This window comes from Burkholderia sp. Bp9031, assembly GCF_003857965.1.
Taxonomy (GTDB): domain Bacteria; phylum Pseudomonadota; class Gammaproteobacteria; order Burkholderiales; family Burkholderiaceae; genus Burkholderia; species Burkholderia ambifaria_A.
Map to the genome: position 1 here is coordinate 195,854 of NZ_QTPW01000005.1, position 21,601 is coordinate 217,454.

General features: G+C 70.3%; 13 protein-coding genes. 3 read left to right on the top strand and 10 right to left on the bottom strand.

Features of this window, described 5'->3' with window-relative positions; genetic code table 11:
- Positions 1–2 precede the first annotated feature (2 nt).
- Positions 3–9,755: a non-ribosomal peptide synthetase gene (locus tag DIE15_RS09210; protein WP_124833032.1), complete on the bottom strand. Its 9,753-nt coding sequence runs from the start codon at positions 9,753–9,755 to the stop codon at positions 3–5.
- A 272-nt stretch (positions 9,756–10,027) separates the two neighbouring features.
- Between DIE15_RS09210 and DIE15_RS09215 the strand changes: the two genes are divergently transcribed.
- Positions 10,028–11,773, top strand: a complete 1,746-nt coding sequence (locus DIE15_RS09215) for a cyclic peptide export ABC transporter (protein WP_057924449.1) — start codon at positions 10,028–10,030, stop codon at positions 11,771–11,773.
- Between the two features lie 290 nt (positions 11,774–12,063).
- Here DIE15_RS09215 and DIE15_RS09220 read toward each other — a convergent pair whose 3' ends face one another.
- The 7 genes from DIE15_RS09220 to DIE15_RS09250 form a co-directional block, all read right to left on the bottom strand.
- Entirely contained in the window at positions 12,064–13,098 is a 1,035-nt protein-coding gene (locus tag DIE15_RS09220; protein WP_057924509.1) for an ABC transporter substrate-binding protein, read from the bottom strand.
- Positions 13,095–13,895, bottom strand: a complete 801-nt coding sequence (fhuF, locus tag DIE15_RS09225; protein ID WP_124833033.1) for a siderophore-iron reductase FhuF — start codon at positions 13,893–13,895, stop codon at positions 13,095–13,097. Before fhuF ends, DIE15_RS09220 begins: the two co-directional genes overlap by 4 nt.
- Positions 13,892–15,985 (bottom strand): Fe(3+)-hydroxamate ABC transporter permease FhuB, encoded by a 2,094-nt coding sequence (fhuB, locus tag DIE15_RS09230; RefSeq protein WP_124833034.1) that lies wholly within the window; start codon positions 15,983–15,985, stop codon positions 13,892–13,894. The genes fhuF and fhuB overlap by 4 nt, the downstream gene beginning before the upstream one ends.
- Positions 15,982–16,833: an ABC transporter ATP-binding protein gene (locus DIE15_RS09235; RefSeq protein ID WP_124833035.1), complete on the bottom strand. Its 852-nt coding sequence runs from the start codon at positions 16,831–16,833 to the stop codon at positions 15,982–15,984. The genes fhuB and DIE15_RS09235 overlap by 4 nt, the downstream gene beginning before the upstream one ends.
- Positions 16,823–17,839: a TauD/TfdA family dioxygenase gene (locus DIE15_RS09240; protein ID WP_124833036.1), complete on the bottom strand. Its 1,017-nt coding sequence runs from the start codon at positions 17,837–17,839 to the stop codon at positions 16,823–16,825. The genes DIE15_RS09235 and DIE15_RS09240 overlap by 11 nt, the downstream gene beginning before the upstream one ends.
- Positions 17,840–17,884: 45 nt before the next feature.
- Positions 17,885–18,127 carry an MbtH family NRPS accessory protein gene (locus DIE15_RS09245; protein ID WP_006753776.1) on the bottom strand — a complete coding sequence of 81 codons (243 nt, stop codon included), beginning with the start codon at positions 18,125–18,127 and terminating at the stop codon, positions 17,885–17,887.
- Between the two features lie 95 nt (positions 18,128–18,222).
- Positions 18,223–18,891, bottom strand: coding sequence for an RNA polymerase factor sigma-70 (locus tag DIE15_RS09250; RefSeq protein WP_124833037.1), 669 nt, complete (start codon positions 18,889–18,891; stop codon positions 18,223–18,225).
- 404 nt (positions 18,892–19,295) lie between these two features.
- Here DIE15_RS09250 and DIE15_RS09255 point away from each other — a divergent pair, with 404 nt between their 5' ends.
- Both DIE15_RS09255 and DIE15_RS36945 read left to right on the top strand, forming a co-directional pair.
- Positions 19,296–19,535 (top strand): hypothetical protein, encoded by a 240-nt coding sequence (locus DIE15_RS09255; protein WP_057924443.1) that lies wholly within the window; start codon positions 19,296–19,298, stop codon positions 19,533–19,535.
- Positions 19,536–19,581: 46 nt separating this feature from the next.
- Positions 19,582–19,719: an HHHH-motif protein gene (locus DIE15_RS36945; RefSeq protein ID WP_162840545.1), complete on the top strand. Its 138-nt coding sequence runs from the start codon at positions 19,582–19,584 to the stop codon at positions 19,717–19,719.
- Between the two features lie 103 nt (positions 19,720–19,822).
- On the opposite strand, the gene DIE15_RS09260 is transcribed toward DIE15_RS36945, so the two are convergent.
- Positions 19,823–20,845 (bottom strand): fimbrial protein, encoded by a 1,023-nt coding sequence (locus tag DIE15_RS09260; protein WP_124833038.1) that lies wholly within the window; start codon positions 20,843–20,845, stop codon positions 19,823–19,825.
- Positions 20,842–21,588 (bottom strand): molecular chaperone, encoded by a 747-nt coding sequence (locus DIE15_RS09265; protein ID WP_124833039.1) that lies wholly within the window; start codon positions 21,586–21,588, stop codon positions 20,842–20,844. The genes DIE15_RS09260 and DIE15_RS09265 overlap by 4 nt, the downstream gene beginning before the upstream one ends.
- Positions 21,589–21,601: the final 13 nt, after the last annotated feature.

Consider the following 21,601-nt stretch of genomic DNA (forward strand, 5'->3'; position numbering starts at 1 on the left):
CCTTATTGGGTTTCCAGTTCGCCGAGCAGCGCATCGATCGCGCTCGCCGCGTCGGTCTCGCCGCGTGCCGCGCAGGCCGCGTCGATCGCGTCCGCGCAGCGTTCGAGCGTGCGGGTGTCGAACAGCGTGCGCAGCGGCAGCGCGAGACCCCAGTGCAGGTTCGCCTGCGCATGGGCCTGCGTCGCAAGCAGCGAGTGGCCGCCGAGCAGGAAGAAGTCGTCGTCGCGGCCGATCGCGTCCACGTGCAGCACGCGCTGCCAGATCGCCGCGAGCGCGCGCTCCGTGTCGGTCGCGAGTTCGACGGCCGCGGCTGCCTCGCGCACCGGCGCGGGCAACGCATGGCGATCGCACTTGCCGTTCGGCGTGACCGGCAGCGCGTCGAGCTCGATCAGTTGCGACGGCACCATGTATGCCGGCAACTGCGCGCGCAGCGAATCCAGCAGTGCCGCACGGTCGAGCGGCCCCGCGTCGCCGCGGGCGACATAGCCGATCAGTTGCTCGTCGCGCACGATCACGACCGCGTCGTGCACGCCCGGCGCCGCTCGCAACAGCGCCTCGATTTCACCGGGCTCGATCCGCTGGCCGCGCAGTTTCACCTGCGTGTCGACGCGGCCGAGGTAATCGAACGCGCCATCGGCGCGGCGCCGCGCGAGGTCGCCGGTGCGATACATGCGCGCGCCCGCCACGAACGGATCGGGCACGAAGCGCTCAGCGGTCAACCCCGGACGGCCGAGATAGCCGCGTGCGAGGCCCGCGCCCGCCAGATACAGTTCGCCGGTCGCGCCGGCCGGCACCGGTTGCCAGGCCGCGTCGAGCACGTGCAGCTGCAGGTTCGCGATCGGATGGCCGATCGGCACCGCGACGGCGCTCGCGTCGCTGGGGCCGCAGGTCCAGTGCGACACGTCGATCGCGGCTTCCGTCGGCCCGTACAGGTTCACGAGCGTCGCGTCCGGCATCAGCCGTGCGACCTTCGCGACGAGTTCGAGCGCGAGCGCCTCGCCGCTCGCGACGATCAGGCGCACGCTGTCGCATTGCGCTGCGGCCGTGAAATCGTCGAGATATGCGGCGAACGCGGCCAGCATCGACGGCACGAAGTGCAGCACCGTCACGCCGTGTGCGTGGATCGCGGCCGCGAGGCGGGCCGGATCGCGGTGATCGCCGGGCGCGGCGATCGCGAGCTTCGCGCCGATCGCGAGCGGCCACACGAATTCCCATACCGATACGTCGAAGCCGAATGGCGTCTTGTGCAGCACGACGTCGTCGCGCGTCAGCCGGTACGCGTGCTGCATCCACGCGATCCGGTTCGCGAGCGCGCCGTGCGAGTTGCCGGCGCCCTTCGGCTTGCCCGTCGAGCCGGACGTGTAGATCAGGTATGCGAGCCGGGCGTCGTCGATGTCGGTCGCAGCGTCGGTGGCGGTATCGGCCGCTGCATCGCCATCGTCGCCATCGACGCCGTTGTCGGTGCCGTCGGCGAGCAGATCGGCTACCGTCAGCAGTTGCGTCGTCGCGTCGTTGCCGAGCGCGGCCTCGACCTGCTCGCGCAGATGGGCCTGCGTGATCGCGACCGCCGGCCGCGCGTCGCGCAGCAGGTACGCGATGCGCTCGGCCGGATAGTCGGGATCGACCGGCAGGTAGGCCGCGCCGGCCTTCAGTACGCCGACGAGTGCCGTCACCATGTCGAACGAGCGCTCGACGCACAACGCCACGGGCGTATCTGGCAGCACGCCGCGCCGGCGCAATGCGGCGGCGACACGCGTCGTGTTCAGGTCGAGTTCGCGATAAGTCGCACGTTGCACGCTGCCATGGGTATCCGTGTATTCGAGCGCGATCGCGTCGGGCGTCGCCCGTGCAGCGGCCGCGAATTGCAGGTGCAGCGGCTGCCGTTGCGCGTCCGGCCACATCCGCGCCGTGTCCTGCGCGAGCGCCAGTGCGTCGCGCGTCGCGTCGTCGGCGATCGACAGCGTGCCGAGCAATGCGTCCGGCGTGCGGGACAGCGCGTCGAGCGCGCACGCGAACGCGCGGTGCCAGGTCTCGACCTGGCGCGCATCGACGCGCGCGGTGTCGTAGCCGTAGTCAATCGTCAGCTCGGCGCCGCTCTCGATCACGAGCGTCAGCGCGAAATCGGTCGCTTCGATGCTGCGCACGTCGCTCAGTGCGAGCGCGCGCGGATCGGTGTCGCGCGCCGTGTCGTCGACCGGATAGTTCTCGAACACGACCAGCGTGTCGAACAGTGCGCCGCCGGCGCCGCGTGCCCAGCGCTGGATGTCGGCGAGCGGCGTGTGCGCATGCTCGGCGGCGGCCGCGTTCTCGCGCTGCAGCGCTTGCAGCCAGTCGGCCGCGCGTTGCTGCGGCGCAGGCGCCGTGATCACCGGCAGCGTGTTGATGAAGAGGCCGAGCACCGTGTCGACGTCCGCGAGCGCATCGGGACGGCCCGAGACGGTCGCGCCGAACGCGACGGCTGGCTGGTGCGTCATGCGCTGCAGCGCGAGCGCCCACGCACCCTGCACCAGCGTGTTGACGGTCAGTTTCAGCGCACGTGCCGTTCGTGCGACGCGCGTCATCGCATCCGCATCGATCGTCGCGCGCCACGTGACCATGTCGGCATCCGCACGGTCGGCCACGCGCTCGGCGATCAGCGTCGGTGCGTCGAGACGCGCGAGCCGATCGGTCCAGAAGCGCTCGTCCGCCGCTCGGTCGCGTGTGCCGAGCCATGCGATGAAGTCGCGGTAACGCAGCGTCGGGCGGCTCGCGAACGGCGACACGGCATCGGGGCCGCGATAGTCGCGCAGCATGTCGGCGAGCAGGCGCGCGGTGCTCCAGCCATCGAGCAGCACGTGGTGACGCGTCCAGACGACCCGCCATGCGTCGTTTGCGACGCGGATCAGCGTGAGCCGCATCAGCGGCGGCTCGCGCCAGTCGAAGCCGCGTGCGCGGTCGGCCGCGAGCCATGCGTCGAAATCGGCGTCGAGCGTGTCGCCGCGCGTGCGCCAGTCGAGCTGTTCGATCGGCATCTGCGCATGGCGATGCACGCATTGCAGCGGTGCGGCCTCGTCGGGCATCACACTGGTGCGCAGGATGTCGTGGCGCGCGACTGACGCGCCGAATGCGGCCGCCAGCCGGTCGGCATCGAGCGCCGTCGCGGTCGCGACGAGCTGGTTCACGTAGCTTGCGTGGCCGGGTGCGAACAGTGCGTGGAACAGGATTCCCTGCTGCATCGGCGACAGCGGATACACGTCGTCGATCGTGCGCCAGTCGAGCGGCGCGCGCTCGATCGCGGCTTGCGTGAGACCGGCGGCCTGCGCGAGCGGAAAATCGCCCGGCGTCGCGCCGCCGCCGCGATGCGCGACACGCGACGCGCATGCGTCGGCGAGTTCGCGCAGTGCGACGGCGAAGCGTGCCGCGAATGCGTCGATCGTCGCGCGCTCGAATTGCGGCGCGCCGTATACCCAGTGAACCTTCAGCGTGCGTGCGCCATCGCGATCGGTATCCAGATAGGCGTGGATCGCGAGCGTGTTGCCGAGCGGCCCTTGCGGGTCGCGCTCGATGCCGGTACCGCCGAAGCGCGGCACGAGCATCGCGTCGCGCGGTGCGTCGAACTGGCCAAGATAGTTGAACGTGACGTGCGGACGAGGCACCGCGGCCAGCGCCGCGCGCGTCGCCGCATCGCCGTAGTGCGCGAGCACGCCGAAGCCCAGCCCCTTGTGCGGCACCGCGCGCAGCGTGTCCTTGACCGCGCACAGCGTGTCGCGCGCCGTGGCGGCGACCGGCAGCGTCACCGGATAGTGGCTCGTCAGCCAGCCGATCGTGCGGCTCGCGTCCGCATCGTCGAACAGCGCCTCGCGGCCATGCCCTTCGAGTTCGACCCGGCACGATGCGGCGCCACCGGCACCGGCACCGGCCAGCGCCAGGGCGAGCGCCGTGCCCAGCAGTTCGATCGTCTGCGTGCGATACGCGGCATGCGCATCGGTCAGCGCGGCGCGGGTCAGTGCCGCGTCGATCGTCTGCACGACGACGGCCGCGTCGGCGTTCGTCGCCGGTGCGTCCGGATGATCGGGCACGAGGTCGTCGCCCTGTGCCATGCCGGTCCAGTATGCGACTTCGGCAGTGAGCGGCGACGCCGGGTCGGTCGCGGCACGCGCCAGGCGTGCTGCCCATGCGTCCGCTCGCAGGCCCGGCTGCGACAGACGGACCGGCGTGCGCTCGCATGCAGCGCGATACGCGGCGTCCAGGTCGTCGAGCAGGATGCGCCACGACACGCCGTCGACGATCGCGTGGTGAATCGCCAGATATAGCTGCGTCGCACCGTCCGGCAGCCGCGCCGCGCATGCGCAGGCGAGCGGCCCACGGCCGAGATCGAGGCGGCGCTGCAGTGCGTCGAAGCGCGCCAGCGCGTCGGCATCATCGCGTGCGGCGACTTCGACGAACGGCAGCGCGTCGTACGGCTTTGCCACATCGCGCGCGTGCCACTTGCCGTCCGCGCCACGCGCGAAGCGCTGGCGGAAAGCATCGTGATGGGTCAGCAACGTATCGAATGCACGCGCGAACGCATCGGCGTCGAACGGGCCGCGCACGTCGAACGCGACCGACTGGTTCCAGTGGCCCGGACGCGGCACGTCGAGCGCGAAAAAGCGCTGTTGCGCGGGCGTCAGGATCGCCTCGGCAGCCGGTGCGGACTGATCTGGCATGGGCGTTGCGGAAGTCGTTGCCGACATAGCAGCGGCAACGTCCCCGGTCTTCGCGATGCGCGCGAGTTCGGCGACCGTCGGGCCGTCGAACAGCTGCTTCGGCGTGAAGCGCACGCCGCGCTTGCGGGCGCGTGCGATCACCTGCAGCACGAGGATCGAATCGCCACCGAGTTCGAAGAAGTTGTCGTCGCGGCCGACATGCGGCGCCTTCAGCACCGCTTGCCAGACTTCCGCGAGCGCCGTTTCGACCGGGCCCTGCGGCGCGTCGCCGGAGGCCGTCGCCACCGGCGCGGCCGCCAGTTCGCGCAGTGCCGCGCGATCGATCTTGCCGTTCGCGGTCACCGGCAGACGTGCGAGCGCGACGAACTGCGCGGGCACCATGTAGTCGGGCAGCGTCGTGCCGAGCGCCGCGCGCACGGCGGCTTCATCGAATGCCGCGCCGTCGCGCATCACGACGAACGTCGCAAGCCGCAGACGGCCGTCGTGCTCGATCGCGAGCGTCTCGGCCTGCGCAATCGGGCCGCACGCGCGTACCGCCGCGCTCACCTCGCCCGGCTCGACGCGATAGCCGCGAATCTTCACCTGATCGTCGATCCGGCCGAGGAACGCGAGACGGCCGTCCGTGCGCAGACGCACGCGGTCGCCGGTGCGATACAGGCGCGCGCCGGGCGTGAACGGATCGGGCACGAAGCGCTCGGCGGTCTGCGCCGGCCGGTTCAGGTAGCCGCGCGCAACGCCCGGCCCGCCCAGATACAGTTCGCCCGTCGCACCGGCGGGCACGCACGCGCCGAACGCGTCGAGTACCAGTGCGCGCGCATTCGGCAGCGGCGCGCCGAGCGGCACGCCGCTCGCCGGATCGCGCGCGTCGGCCGCGATCGACGCGGTGTCGCACGCGATCGCGCCAACCGTCGCTTCGGTCGGCCCGTAATGGTTGATCACGCGGCAGGCCGGCGCGAGCGCGGCCAGACGCGCGACGAGCGCCCACGTCAGCGCTTCACCGCCGGTCACGAGCGCGTGGCGCGGCAGCACGTCGGCCGGCACGCGCGCATCGAGCAGCGCCTGCAGGTGGCTCGGCACGATCTTCAGCACGCCGACGTCGCGGCGGCGCATTTCTTCCGCGAACAGGTCCGGATCGAACGCGCACGCGGCCGGCAGCAGGTGCAGCGTGCGACCGGCGTACAGCGCGCCGAATAGCGTCGTGTGGCCGAGGTCGGCGGCGACGGTCGACACCATCGCGAACGACGCGTCCGGGGCGAACGCAAGTTCGTCGAGCATTCCCTGCACGTAGTCGGCCAGCGCGCCGTGCGACACGACGACGCCCTTCGGCGTACCGGTCGAGCCCGACGTATAGATCAGATAGGCACCCTGTTCGGGATGCCGCGCGACGCGTACGCCGGCCGCGTGTGCGAGCGTCGCGTCCTGCGCGAGCGTGTCGACGTCGAGCGGCTGCGCGTCGATGCCGGCCGGCCACGCGGCCGCGTTCGCAACCAGCGCCCAGCGTGCGCGGCTATCGGCGGCGGCCGCGGCCAGGCGTGCGTCCGGTTGGGCCGGGTCGAGCAGCACGGCCAGCGCGCCGGCCTTCAGCGCGCCGAGCAGGCCGACGACGAAGCGTGCCGAACGCTCGATGCAGACGATGACGGGCGCGTCTGCCGTCGAGCCGCGCAGTGTCAGTGCGTGCGCGATGCGGTTCGACGCGTCGTCGAGTTCGGCGAACGTCAGCGCCGCCGACGTATCGGCAAGCGCGACGCGATGCGGATAGGCAGCGGCCTGCCGCGCGAATGCGGCGACGATGTCGGTGTGCTCGACGCTCAGCGCGCGGCCGTCGCGCGACTGGCGCGATGCCGGCGACGCATCGCACGGCAGCGCGGCCGTCGTGCATTGCGGTTCATGTGCGGCGGCGGCGACGAGCGCCGCATAACTGTCGAGCCATGCGCGCGCGGTATCGGCATCGATGCAGTCGGTCGCATAGGCGGCGACGAGTTCGATCCCGTTCGCGTCATCGGTGAAGTCCAGCGCGAAATCGAAGCGCGCGGCGAGATCGGGCCCCGGCGTCGCAACCGCGGTCGCGCCCGGCAGCACGCTGTCGTGCCGCGCATCGAACTGCTGCGCGAATTTCACGCGCAGCCATTCGTCGCCGCGCTTGACGGGCGGCTTCACCGCATCGACGACGCGTTCGAACGGCACATCCTGATGCGCGACCGCGTCGAGTGCCGCCGTGCGTGCCGCGTCGACCAGCGCGCGAAACGGCAGAGTCGGCACCACGCGCACGCGCAGTGCGACCGTATTCAGGAACAGGCCGAGCAGCGCGCGGGTTTCCGGACGCTGACGATGCGCGACCGGCACCGCGACGACGACGTCCGTCTCGCCGGTCAGGCGCGACAGCCATGCGTCGAGCGCGGCCAGCAGCACGGTGAAGACCGTGGCCTGCGCGTCGCGCGCGAGACGCCGCACATCGGCCGTGACCGTGTCGGGCAGGCGAAGCGACGCACGCGCGCCCTGCAGCGTGCGCGTCGCGCCCGGCTGGCGGTCGACCGGCAGCGCGAGCGGGCCCGGCACGTCGCGCAATGCGCCGCGCCAATATTCGAGCTGACGCTCGCCTTCGCCGCCAGCGAGCATGTCGCGCTGCCAGTCCGCGTAGTCGGCGTACTGGATCGGCAACGCGGGCAACGACGGCTCGCGGCCTTGCGCGTACGCGCCGTATGCGGCCGACAGCTCGTCGAATGCGCAGCGCGAGCTCCAGCCGTCGGTGATCGCATGATGCGCGGTCAACAGCAGCCGCTGGCGCTCGTCGGCGAGCACGACGAGCGTCGCGCGCAGCAGCGGCCCGTGCGAGAGATCGAACGGCGCGCCCGCGTCGCGTTCGGCAAGACGAGCAGCCTCTGCATCGCGTGCAGCCGGCGGTTGGTCGCGCAGGTCGACCGTGGCGATCGAAACCGGCAGATGCGCGTGGATACGCTGCATCACGATGCCGTCGTCATTGTCGACGAGCGTCGTGCGCCACGCCTCGTGCCGCCCGATCACGTGATCGAGCGCGCGCTGCAGTGCAGCGCGGTCGAGCGCGCCGTCGATCGTCCAGTGCGCGGCGATGTGATAGGCGGCGCTGGCGTCGCGCGTTTGCGCGAGTACCCAGAAGCGTTGCTGCGCGAGCGATGCCGCGCGATCGACATGCGCCGCACCCGATGCGGCCGCATCAGCCGGCGCACGGCGCGCGGCGATCGCGGCCAGCGGCTCGCCCGTTTCGCGTTCCGCGCGATCGACGTGCGCGGCCAGCTCGCCCAGCGCCGGATCGGCGAACAGCATGTCGAGCCGCAGGTTCACGCGCAACGCGGCGCGGATCGCGGCCTGCAGTTGCATCGCCGCGAGCGAATCGGCGCCCAGCGCGAAGAAGCGGTCGGCTCGCGACGGCGTCGCGTCGAGGCCGAGCAGCGTCTGCCAGAAACCGGCGATCTGCGCTTCGGTCGGCGTGCGCGGTGCGTCGCCAGCGTGTTGTTCGGTATCCCGTGCTGCGGCGATGCACTCGCGCAGCGCGGCACGGTCGAGCTTGCCGTTCAGCGTGTACGGCAGCGCATCGCAGCGCACGAACCGGTGCGGCTGCCACGCGGCAGGCAACTGCGCGCCCACGTGCGCCTTCAGCGCCGCATCGTCGGCGGCCGCGCGCAGCGCGACGCACGCGGTGAGCCGCGTCGGCCCGTTGCCGGTTTCGGCGATCACGGCCGCGTCGGCCACCGCCGGATGCGTGCGCAGGCACGCGGCGATTTCGGCGGGCTCCACGCGCACGCCGCGCACCTGGACCTGGTCGTCGAGACGGCCGAGATAATCGAAGGCGCCGTCGGCGCGCTGGCGCGCGAGGTCGCCGGTGCGGTACACGCGTGCACCGGGCTCGCCCTGCGCATCGGGAATGAAGCGTTCGGCCGTCAACGCCGGGCGGCCGTGATAGCCGCGCGCGATGCACACGCCGCCGAGCAGCAGTTCGCCGCCCTCGCCCGATTCACCCGATTCACCCGATTCGCCCGCCTCGTCACCTTCGATACGCGCGACGCGCGGGCCTATCACGTGGCCGATCGGCAGCGACGCATACGCATCGTGCGCGGCCAGCACGGGCGTTTCGCCCGGTTCGACCGGCCACAGCATCGGCGAGATCACGGCCTCGGTCGGCCCGTAGCCGTTGATCAGGCGTACTGACGGGAACGTGCGGCGCACGAATTCGAAGGCCTGTTGCGGCAGCGCTTCGCCGCCGAACGCGAGCACGCGCAAGGCCGGCGGCACGCCGTCGCGCGCGGCGACGGCCGCGAATTCACGCAGGTAGGCCGGCGGGAACGCGGCGACGCTGACTGATTCGCGCACCATCAGCGCATGGGCGGCGTCCGGCGCGAACGGCTGCGGCGGTGCAATCGTCACGCTCGCGCCGACCGCGAGCGGCGCGAGCCAGCATTCGTGCGCGGCGTCGAAATTGACCGACGCGAAATGCAGCAGGCGATCGCCGCCTTCGATCGGCAGTGCGGCCGCGAGCGCGTCGCAATGCGCGGCGAGTGGCCCGTGCTCGACGACCACCGCCTTCGGCGTGCCGGTCGAGCCCGACGTATAGATCATGTAGGCGGCCGCACGCGGATGCACCGGCACGTCTTCGTCTTCTTCGTCGGCGAAGGCGGCGGCATCCGCGCCGTCATCCACCGCCGACGTCGCGTCGAACGCGTGTTCGAACGACGCGCCGAGCGCCGCGCGGCCCGCCGCATCGACGATCCCGTGGCGCAACTGCGCATCGCGGACGATCCAGTCGAGGCGCGCGGCCGGATGACGCGGATCGAGCGGCACGAACACGCCGCCCGCCTTCAGCACGGCCAGCAGCGCGACGAACAGCTCACACGAGCGTTCGACACAGACGCCGACCCGCACTTCCTCGCCGACACCGGCAGCACGCAACTGGCGAGCAAGGCGCGATGCACGCGCGTCGAGCGCGCCGCGCGACAGGCGCAGGTCGTTCTGGAAAGGCGCGGCGAGCGCAGGGGCGGCTGGCGCGCGGCGCGCCAGTTCGCGGATTCGGTGGTGCAACGCAGTCGGGAAACTCGTCATGTGCGTGAAGTCCTTCGGTCCGGCCGCTTCGGCCAAGTCTCGGGGCCGCTTGGGGCGGCTTCACTGGTGTGACGAACGGCGCGGCCGATTTTTTACCGTTCTGCGCGCAAAGTCCGAACGGATGCATTTTTTGACGGCATGGCTAAATATTTGCGCGGCCCGTTCGTCTATCAGGGAGGAGCGCCGCAACCGGGCCCGTCCCGCGCGCCGCTTTCGCGTCAGTTTTGCCGTTTCCGCACGGTTTGCCTGCCCTTCATTTACCGACGTTGCCGATGACCGCCGCCCACGAGCCTTCTTCCCCGCCGTCCCTCGACGCCTCCCCCGGCCGCCCCGCGGCCCGCCTGATCCTCGCGCTGCTGCGCGAAAGCCGCGCATCGCTCGCGCTTGCGCTCGTCGCCTGTGTGCTCAACGGCGTCGCGAGCGTGCTGCTCGTCGCGACGCTGAACCGCGCGCTCGCGCAGCCCGGCGCGGCCGACGCGTCGCTCGCGTGGCGCTTCGCGCTGTGCGCGGTGATCGCGCTCGTCACGCGGATCGTGTCGGGCACGTTGTTCGCCCGGCTGTCGCAGGACACGATGGCGCGTCTGCGCGTGCATCTCGCGCGGCGTGTCGGCGCAGCCGAACTGCGCGACATCGAGCGGATCGGCGCGGCGCCCGTGCAGTCGGTGCTGACCGACGACGCGACCAACGTGTCGATGCTGTTCTTCGCGCTGCCGAACCTGGTGATGCACGGCTCGATCGTGTTCGGCTGCCTCGGCTATCTCGCGTGGTTGTCGTGGCCGGTGTGCCTGCTCGCGCTGACCGCGATCATCGCGGGCTCGCTCGGTTATCACACCGGCGACCGCCGCGCGATCGCGTCACTCGAGGCGGCCGGCCACGCGCAGGACCGCCTGTTCGGCTATCTCGGTTCGCTGTTCTCCGGCGCGAAGGAGCTGAAGCTGCACGACGCGCGCGCGCGCCAGTTCGTCGACGGCCAGCTCGGCGCCGCGATCGGCGAGGTGCGCGACCACCGCCGCCGCGCGTTCAGCGCGTATGCGGTCGGTGTCGGCTGGATCATCTTCCTGTTCTACGTGTTCCTCGGCGCGGCCGCGTTCTGGCCGCAGCTGGGCGTGCATGCCGACGCCGGTGCGGCGGCCGGCTACGTCGTCGTGTTCCTGTTCATGCTGGTGCCGCTCGACGGACTGCTGAACAATCTGCCGACCGTCAATGCGGCGCGCGTGTCGCTCACGCGGATCGAAGGCGTGATGGCCGAGTTCGGCGCGCTGCGCACGGTGCCGCCCGCCAGCGACGCGCCCGACGTGCCGCCGGCCGGCGCCGTCACGCTGCGCGGCGTCACGCATGCGTACTTCCACGAGCGCGACGAACGAATGTTCCGCATCGGGCCGATCGACCTGACGATCCAGCCGGGCGAGCTCGTGTTCATCGTCGGCGGCAACGGCAGCGGCAAGACGACGCTCGCGAAGGTGCTGACGGGGCTCTACGAGCCGGAGGAAGGCACGATCGAGGTCGACGGCCTCGCGATCGGCTGGCGCGAGCGTGCGGCGTACCGGCAGCGCTTCAGCGCGGTGTTCAACGATTTCCACCTGTTCGATGCGCTGCTCGGCATCGTCGATCCGGACGATCCGGCGCGTGCGCAGGCCGATGCGCGCGCGAACGCGCTGGTCGCGAAGCTCGCGCTCGATCACAAGGTGAAGGTCGTCGACGGCGCGTTCTCGAACCGTGCGCTGTCGACCGGGCAGCGCAAGCGGCTCGCGCTCGTCGTCGCGTATCTGGAGGACCGCCCGTTTTACCTGTTCGACGAATGGGCGGCCGACCAGGATCCGTCGTTCAAGGCCGTGTTCTACGAGCAGCTGCTGCCCGAGCTGCGCGCGCGCGGCAAGGCCGTGATCGTGATCACGCACGACGACCGCTATTTCGATCTCGCCGATCGCCTGCTGAAACTCGACAACGGGCAGATCGTCAGCGACACGACGCCCGCGCGGTCACGCGCGCGGGATGGTGCCGACGCGCTGAGCGCGTGAGCATGCGTCAACACCGGCGGCCTGCGTGCAGCGATTGCGGCGCGCAGGCGTTGTTCGGTTCGGAGGTTCGGAGGTTCGGAGGTTCGGAGGTTCGGAAGATCGGAAGATCGGAAGATCGGAAGGATTCGGATGAATCGGAAGGATTCGGATGAATCGGAAGGAGATATTGTTCGGCATACTTGCATACGGCGTAATGCCACCGCAATGCCGCGGCCCGTTCGGGCGGTACGCGAATGACAACCCAATTCCCGGCCACGCGCTGCCCCGCCCGCTCACGACGATCTCCCCGTTCAGCGCACGATCGGCAGCTTCAGCATCGTATCGGTCATCACGTCGGCCAGTTTCAGCGCCGACATCGGACCGCCGAACCCCCAGATATTCCGCTCGACGAGCGCGATCCGGTGTTCTCGCCGCGCGGGCACGAAACGCCACACCGGCGAATCGAGCTTCGACGACAGCGGCACGTCCATCCCGGTCGCGGTGACGAACAGCACGGCGAGATCGCGTTGCCGGAGCAGGTCGGCGGAGGTCACGTAGAGCGTGCCTTCCCGTGTCGGCTTCTTCGGCCACGGCTCGAGACCGAGCGCGCGCGCAAGGCCCGCCGACGTGCTGTTGCCCGTATAGGCCCAATAACGGTCGGGCAGCCCGAGATCCTGCAGCAGTGCGATGCGTTCGCCGCTGCGCCCGGCCGCCTCGAGCCGCGACGCATTGCGCGCGATGCCCGCGTCGAGTTGCGCTTCGACCGCTTTCGCACGCGCGTCGCGTCCGGTCACGGCGCCGATCGTCCGGAAGATCTGCCGCATCCAGTCGAGCTGCGTGACGGGCACGCCGTCTTCGGACACGTTCGGGCTGAACTGGAACAGGATCGTCGGCGCGATGCGGTCGAGCGCGGCGAAGATCGGCGCATGCCGAAAGCCGACGCCGATGATCAGATCGGGCTTCACCGCGGCGATCGCCTCGAGCCCCGGCTCCTGCCGCGAGCCGATGTCGGTCACGTGCGCGAGCCGGTCGCTCCGGTAGCCGAGCCAGCCCGGATAGAACGCCGTATCCGCCATGCCGACCGGCACGATGTCGAGCGCGATCACGCTTTCCGCGAACATGAAGTCGAGCGCGACCACGCGCTGCGGCCGCACGGGCATCGTTGCACTCGCCTGCGATACGACGGGGTTGCCGGCGAGCAAGCGGCTCGATGGCGAGGCCGTGCTGCCCGCTCCGCCGCGCGCGTCGCCGGCGACCGCGACGGCCGGTGTAACCAGCGCGCCGCAGCACGCGGCGCCGAGCGCGGCCAGTGCGCCGAGCGCATGACGGCGGCCGGCATGCGTCACCGGCACGCGTCCTGCTCGGCCAGCGCCGCGTCGTCCATCGTCAATAGCAGGGGGCAGCTTCCACACAGTTGCGTTTCTCCAGGAATTTCATAGCGCAGGCAACACACGCGGCGCGCGCGAAACGGCGTCGGCAGCAACGGCGAGCGCGGCACGGCGTCGCGCACCGGCAGGCGCAGCGGATTCGGCGCGCCCTGAACGCAGGACGCGCCGAACAGCCAGTCGGCATCGCGAACGGGATCGGCCGCACACGGCAGCGACCGGTACGTATCGAGCAGATAGTCGAGCAGGTTGCCCGCGTTGCTCCACAGCACGCGCGGCGTGACACGGCCCATCGCCGCGAGCAGGTCGATCACCGCGCCGAGATGCGCGACGAGCCCCGCATAGCGCGGCGCGGGATCGGCGCACGGCGCGCCGAGCGCGTTTGGCGCGAAATACAGTGCGGCCGGCATCCCGTCGTCGAGCGCGACGAACGTGTGTTCCGGCGCCATGTCGAGCGGCCGGCCGAGCGTCAGCGCGGCGACCACGCCGGCGGGCGCCGCGCGGCCGAAGTAGTACTTGCTCCATTGCGACATCAGCGCGCGCGCATGCTGCGCCGGATCGCCGCCGTAGCGCCGCACCATCGCGTCGAGCACCGCGTCGCGATGATCGGGCAGCGCGCTCACCGGCACGACGATCCGGCACGGCGCGTGCGTGTCGTCGGGCACCCCGAGCCACACGTCGTCTAGATGCGCGGCGAACGGTTCGGGCGAGAACGCGGAGAAGCACGTGACGCGCGCGCCGTCGAGCGCCGGCGTCATCGCCCCGCGCGCCGGGCGCGGCGCCCCTCGAGGATCAGCAGCCCGAGCAGGTACGGCGCGCCGATCAGCGCGGTCAGCACGCCGGCCGGCACTTCGCGCGGCGCGACGACCGTGCGGGCCGCCAGATCGGCACATCCGAGAATCAGCGCGCCGCATGCGGCCGCCAGCCACAGACGCGTGCGATGCCGGCGCGCGCCGAGCATCGTCGCGACGTGCGGCGCCATCAGTCCGATGAAGCCGACCGGCCCGACCGCCGCGACGGCCGCGCAGGCGGCGAGCGTCGCGATCGTCAGCGCGAGCGGCCGCAGCGCGGCGACCGGCAGGCCGAGCGCGGCCGCCTGGTCGTCGCCGAGCGCCAGCATATCGAGCGGCCGCGCGAGCCATGCGAATACGGGTATCGCGAGCACGCACCACGGCAGCAGCATCGACACCTCGCCCCAACTGCGACCGTAGGTGCCGCCGACGAGCCAGACGACGAAGCGCGCGGGCTGCACGCTTTGCTGCGTGATCAGCCATTGCGCGAGCGTGGTCCACAGCGCGCCGATCACGATGCCGGTCAACGCGACCGCGAGCGGTGCGTAACGATGCCGGTGATTCAGCGCGAGCGTGATCGCGAGCGACAGCGCGCCGCCGGTCAAGGCGGCTACGGCAAGCGTCACATGGCCCATCAGCGGCCACGTCGACAACGCGAACAGCGTGACGAGCCCCGCGCCCTGCGTGACGCCGAGCACTTCGGGCCCGGCGAGCGGATTGCGCACGACGCTTTGCATCGCGACGCCGCTCGCGGCCAGCAGCGCACCCGCGAGGAGCGCGCACAGCAGCCGCGGCATGCGCAGGTCGATCAGCATGCGCGCGAGCGCATCGTGGCCCGACAGCGCGGCGGACCAGCGCGCGAGCGACAGCCATTCGGGGCCGGTCGACACGCCGACGAACACCACGAGCAAGCCGGCCGCGACGAACAGCGCGGTGCGCAGCGGCCAGCCGAGCCGTTCGAGCCAGCCGACCACGCGCGTCGAGCCGCTGCCGGCCGCGCGTTCGGCTTGCGCGTGCAGCACACCCGACCACGCGGCGCCGCGCCGGATCATCGCGAGCATCAGCGGCGTGCCGACGAGCGCGATCGCGACGCCGGTCGACAACGTCGCGTCGAGGCCCGACGCGAGCACCGCGCTGTCGGTGACGAGCACGAGCGCACCGCCCGCGAGCGCCGACAGCGGCACCAGCACGCCGAGCCGCGCCGCGCGCGCACCGCGCACCTGGCGCAGCAGGTTCGGCGCGACGAGCCCGACATACGACAGCGGGCCCGCGATGCTGACCGCCACGCTCGTGAACGCGACCGCGACGATCGTCGCGGCGAGCCGCGTCGCATCGACGCGCACGCCGGCCGCGGCCGCCGCCTCGTCGCCGAGCGCGAGCGGATTCAGCGGCCGGATCACGAACGGCAATGCCAGCAGCGGCAGGACCAGCCAGCGCGCGGCGAGCGCGAGCCCGGTCGCGCCCGGTTGATAGAGACTGCCGTTGGTCCACAGCGCGGCGCCTGCAATGTTCTGCTCGAAGAACGCGAGTACCAGCGTCGACAGCGCCGCGAACAGCAGCATGCACACGCTGCCCGCGAGCACGAGCCGCAGCGGCGTCGCGCGCCAGCCGCCGGCCGCGACGATCGCGCACGCGGCGGCGATCAGCCCGCAGACGAACAGCAGCGGCACCGACGCGACGCCGGCGAGCGCCGGCACCAGCATCGCCGCAAGCAGGCCGAGCTGGGCACCGCCCGTCACGCCGAGCAGGTCGGGCGACGCGAGCGGGTTGCGCGTGAGCGACTGGAACAGCGCGCCCGCGATGCCGAGACAGCCGCCCGCGACGAGCGCGGCCGCGACGCGCGGCAGGTTGAGGTCGAACAGGAACACGCCCGCGAGCGCGGCAGCGTCGCTGCCCGGCACCGCGTTCCACCATACGTGCAGGTCCGGCGCGACGCGCAGCACCGCCAGCACGGCGATCAGCACGACAAGGCCAAGCGCGATCGCACCGGCACGGCGGCCGGATGCCGCGCCCTGCCCGCTCGCCGCGAGCCGCTTGCGCATCGCGAACGTCGTCATACGGCGATATCCCGATCGACCGCGCGATCGAACGCGTGCTGCGTGCCCGATGCCGGCGGCCCGTAGGCCGGCACGCACATCGGCGCACCCGTCTGCGGATGCGCGAGCTTCAGCATGCCGACGCCGAACGCCGCGCGCAGCTGCGCCGGTTCCAGCATCGCGTCGGGCGCCCCCTGCGCGACGAGGCGGCCGGCACGCATCAGCACGATCTCGTCGCTGTACGCGGCGGCCTGGTTCAGGTCGTGCAGCACCCACACGATCGTCAGCCCGCGTGCGCGGTTCAGCGCGCGCAGCGCGTCGAGGATGTCGAGCTGGTGATGGATGTCGAGATAGGTCGTCGGCTCGTCGAGCAGCACGATCGGCGCCTGCTGCGCGAGCGCCATCGCGATCCACGCACGCTGGCGCTCGCCGCCCGACAGCGCGCCGACGTCACGCTCGGCGTCGCCGGCCAGGCCGCTCGTGTCCAGCGCCGCGTCGATCGCCGCCTGGTCGGCGCGCGACAGCCCGCGCAGGAAGCCGCCATACGCGTATCGCCCGTACGCGACGAGCTCGCGCACGGTCAGCCCCGACGGAATCTGGTTGAACTGCGCGAGCATCGTGAGTTCGCGCGCGAGCGCGCGACGGCGAAACGACGCGAGCGGCATGCCGTTCACGTCGATGTGGCCCGCACGCGCGGGCTGCAGCCCCGCGAGCGTGCGCAGCAGCGTGCTCTTGCCGCAGCCGTTCGGGCCGCACAGCGCCGTTACGCGGCCGGCCGCGATCGACAGGTCCAGCCCGTCGATCACGACATGGTCGCGATAACCCACCGTCAGTCCGCGCGCGGCAAGCGCGGCGGGACTACGCGTCATCGGTCCTCCGTTCGGTCGCGCGCCGGACCGTGTAGCTCTGCGCCATCGCGACGACCACCTTGCGCGGCCCCTCGAACGGGTCGCGCGCATGCGCGGTCAGCATGTTGTCGAGCATCAGCACGTCGCCCGTCTGCCACGGGAACACGATGCGCTGGCGGTCGAGCACGCCGCGGATTTCCGCCAGCGCGTCGGCCTCGAGCGGCTCGCCGTCGCCGTAGTACACGTTGCGCGGCACGTTCTCGAGCCCGACCGCGTCGACGAGCGCTTCCTGCATGTCGTCGTCGAGCGCCGACAAGTGAAACAGGTTCGCCTGGTTGAACCACACGCGCTCGCCCGTGCGCGGATGGCGCGCGACGGCCTGGCAGCGTTCGCGCGTGCGCAGCAGCAGCTCGCCGTCGTCGGTGCGCCACGCGCATTCGATCCCGCGCGCCGCGCACATTCGCTCGACCTCGGCGGGATCGTCGGTGCCGAACGATTGCTGCCACGGCAGGTCGAGCCCCTGGCCGAAGTTGCGCACGTACAGCAGCTCGCGCTGTTCGAAGCGCGCGACGAGCGCCGGATCGAGCGCGCGATAGACGGCGCGGCTGTCCGCTATCGGCGTCGCACCGCCCTTCGGCGCCGCGAGCGCGCAATGAAACCAGATCCGCAGCGGCCACTCGCGCGTGTACGACTGCTCGTTGTGCAGCGGAATCGCGCGATGCGGCGGGTATTCGGTCGACGTGTAGACGGCGCCTGCGACCTGGCTGCGCGGCGTCGATGCGTATTCATAGCCGATCAGCGGATCGCCGAACGACGCCGCGAACTGCTGGAACGCATCGATCGACGGCACGTTAAAGCCCGTGAACAGCACGCCGCCCGACCGTTCGAGCGTGTCGGCCGCGATGGCATGCGCGAGCGGCGCGACTTCGTCGATCGACATGCCGTCGGCGCCGCGCGGCGACACGACGGTGGGCAGCCCCGGCTCGATACGCAGGTCGTCGAGCGTCGGCAACGAAAGCAGGGTCATGCAACGTCCTCTTCAGGTGGCGCGCCGCAAGCGCGGCGCAGCGGGTCAAGACGCGCGCGTCGCGCGCTCGCCGTCCATCGCGCGGCGCAGGCTCGCGGGGCGCATGTCGGTCCAGACGGTCTCGATGTGCGCGAGGCAGTCGGCTTTCGGGCCGCGCACGCCGACCTCGCGCCAGCCGGCCGGCACGGGCCGGAACGTCGGCCAGATCGAATACTGTTCTTCGTCGTTGATGACGACCGTGTAGACGAGGTCGTCGGTGTCCGCGGAAGGCGTCGTGGCTTGCGTCATGATCGGAAAAAAGCGGGAGACGGTTGAAGGATGCGAAGCGGCGCGCTGTCGATTCGGCCGCTCCTGTCTTGAAGACGATTGGCCGGCGCGATTTTTTACCGCCGCCGTGCGCGGCCGCCGAGAAACACCGGACACGCGACGCCGCGCTGGCATGCGTCGAGACACTCCACGCAGTGCCGCTCCGCGTCGCGCACCATGAAATGCACCAGCGTCTGCGACACGTTCAGCGCGCGCGCCGCGGTCTGCAGCGTTTCCTCGCGCAGCCGCACCATCTCGAACGCCGCGCGGCTGCGCGCCGGCAGGTCGTCGAGCGCGGCCCACACGCGGCGCAGCGTGTCGCGCGTCATCAGCGCGGCCTCGGGCGTCGGTTCCGGCGACGGCACGTCGAAGCCGTCGTCCTCTTCCGTGTGATAGACGTTCTCGAGGCTTTGCCGGCGGCACGCGTCGATCGACGCGTTGCGCACCATCCGCGTCACGTACGCGACCGGCTGGCGCACCGCGTCCTGGTTCGGGAATTCGACGAGCTTCACGAACACGTCGTGCACGACGTCCTCGGCGCGGCTCGCGCAGCCGACGAAGCCGCGCGCGACGTTGACGAGCATCGCGCGATGGGAAATCAGCACGTCGAGCAGCGCGCCCTGCGCACGCTGCTCCGCGGCACGGCACGCACGCGGCACGGAGCGCGACGGCAAGCCCGGATAACTGCCGAGGAACGGGTTCGCCGCTGCCGCTGCCGGTCGTTCAAGCACTTCCGCCATTGCCATCGATCTGCTCCGTCAAATTCTGAGATAGCGCAATCTAACGTAAACGCAAATCATTCTCAATACGATTACCGAAAGCCCCTTCCGGTTGCCGGGATTTGTCTGATTAATTGGCAGAGCCGATGTCTCGACGAACGGGACGGGAACAGCGGATCCGTGGCGTGCGGAAAGCTTTCCGCATGAAAGGAAGGCGGCCGGCGCCGGAAACGGCCCGACGCTCATGGCAGGCGCGCCGCCGCACGGGGCGAGCGACGCATTCGCGCGCCCCCTGCTGCTTGCGTGACGTCGGCCCGGTCTTTCACGCCCCTGACGAAACGCGTACGGCTGTCATTTGCCGTAGCAACTTATTACCACGTGAAATTTTGGGGGCTCGTACGATCGGCTTGCTGTTTCCAAGGGAGAACAACATGAAATCCATCGTGTTATCCGCTGTCATGGTTGGCGCGCTGTCGAGCGTGATGCTGACCGGCTGCGTCGCATACCCTGGCCAGGCTCAGGTCACGATCGGCTGGCACGGCGATCGTTACTGGGACGGACAGCGCTACTGGGAGCGCCGCGACTGGGAAGCGCAGCATCCGCGCGGTCATGACGACCGCCGGGACGACCATCGCTACGATCGCCGTGACGACCAGCGCCCGCAGTGGTAAAGCCTTCCGCCTCCCGTGACCCAATACTGAACGACAGGACCTCGACATGAAGACGCTACTGAAAACCCTGACCGCCGCCGCCGTTGCCGCCGCCGTGCTCGTGCCGGCCATCGCCGAAGCGCATCCGCACCGCGTGTGCCACTTCGAGCATCACCATCACAAGATGTGCCGCTGGGTGCGTTGAGCATCGCGCAGCGGGTTTGAAAAGGAAGCGCCGGCATGCCGGCGCTTTTTTCATGGCGTGCGGTGCGCCAGGCTGCGGCCCGGCTGCACCCGTGAGCATCACGTCAGTAGATGAACAACCGGATCGTTGCGGTCGCATCGAATCGCCCGATCTTCGGCGGGCCGAACGATTTCAGCACCGCGTCCATCAACACGCTTTGATTCATCACGTTGGACGCAAACTGAGCCAGCGTGAACTGCTGATTGAACGGAATGGCCTTGCCTTGGCTGTCCTCGATGCCGATACCGAAATTGCTGTCCTTCGCCGACACGAGCAAACCGTTCTGCACCGGAAAGCTCGTTTCGAAATACCCGTCGACCCGCACCGCGACGTTGCATTTCTTGGTCAACGACAACGAAAACCGCTTGCGCGGCACCGCCGGCATGAAGCCGTTGCCCACCGCCTGCACCTGCCCGAAGTTGACGATGCCCGGCTCGGGCGTCACGAGCACGTCGACGAAGCACGGCGTCGGCTGGAGGTTGCGTAGGCCGCTCAACCGGTACTGGAAGCTCGGGTTGTACGCATTCAGCCCGAACTCGCCGTCGAACTGGAATACCGTGTAGATATCGCTCGGCGGCTGGACCCAGTTGCCTTTCTTGCGCACGACGACCTGGTAGTCGATGCTGATCCGGGTCTGCTGACAACGCCCGCGATCGAAGTCGTACTTGCTGCACGGTGGCACCGCATACCCGGTAAACACGCCGCCGCCACGATTGCTCGTCTTGTCGAAATAGTCGATCCCCTGGTAGCGGATGCCGATCTCGAGCCCCCACGCGGCCGGGTTCGTGCGATTCGGGTTCGCGTAGAAATAGATGTTGTCGACGACTTTCAGGCTGCCGGCATCACCGAGGTCCTTGTAGCAATACCCCGACGTCGTGCGGACCGGAGAGACCCAGATCACGTATCCGTCCGGCGCGTCGGTCGGATACGACGCCACGCCGCCGATCGGTTCGGTCAGCGAGGTCGCACCGCTGTTCGTCAGGCACCGCAACGCCCACGCGGGCTGCGCCGCCGCGACCAGCAAAGCAAGCACGATCCAGCGTAGCCATGCCGCCGGCAATTGCCGGTCATGCGCGGCGCCGCTCATTTCTTCACGCTCTTGCAAGCGCCCGCGTCACACGCATATTCGACCGCCACCTGGCCGCCGTAATCGTCGATATGCGTGACGAACAGCGTTGACGGCGTCGCGGCCTTGAACGGCACGTCGGCCGTGCTCATCGGGTTCACCATCACGGGCTCGATCGGCACCGGCGTCTTCTGCGCGCCCGTCGTCATGTCGACCACCGTCACGTGGTACGGCGTCGGATTGTCGAACACGAGCCGGTGCGTGGCCGCGTCGACGCGCAGCGTCATCGGCAGCGTCCAGTCCTCGTCGCGCGCCGGCTGCACGCCCTTCGGCCGGTAGAACAGCTTCATCTGCGTATGCAGCGCGATCTGCAGCGTGTTCGGCGTATCGGTTTTCGGCGGCACTTCGCGGATGTTCAGGTAGAACACCGTTTCGCGATCGGCCGGCAGCGCGGCACCGGGCAGCTTCGCGATGCGCAGCACGTTGCGCTCGTTCGCCTCGACGCGCTGCAGCGGCGGCACGACCATCAGCGGCGACGCGATCTTGTTGCCTTGCGTATCCTCGAGCCACGACTGCACGAGATACGGATACGTCGTGCTCTTGTTGGTGATCGTGACGATCGCGGCCTGTTCGCCTTCGTTGAAGATCACGCGCGTGCGGTCCGGCACGATCGCCGCGTGCGCGACGCCGGCGAGCAGCGCGCCGGCCGCGGCCAGCATGCACGACGCGCGTCGCCGGAAGGAAAAGGAGAAAGCATGGTTCATCGCGGGTTCCGTC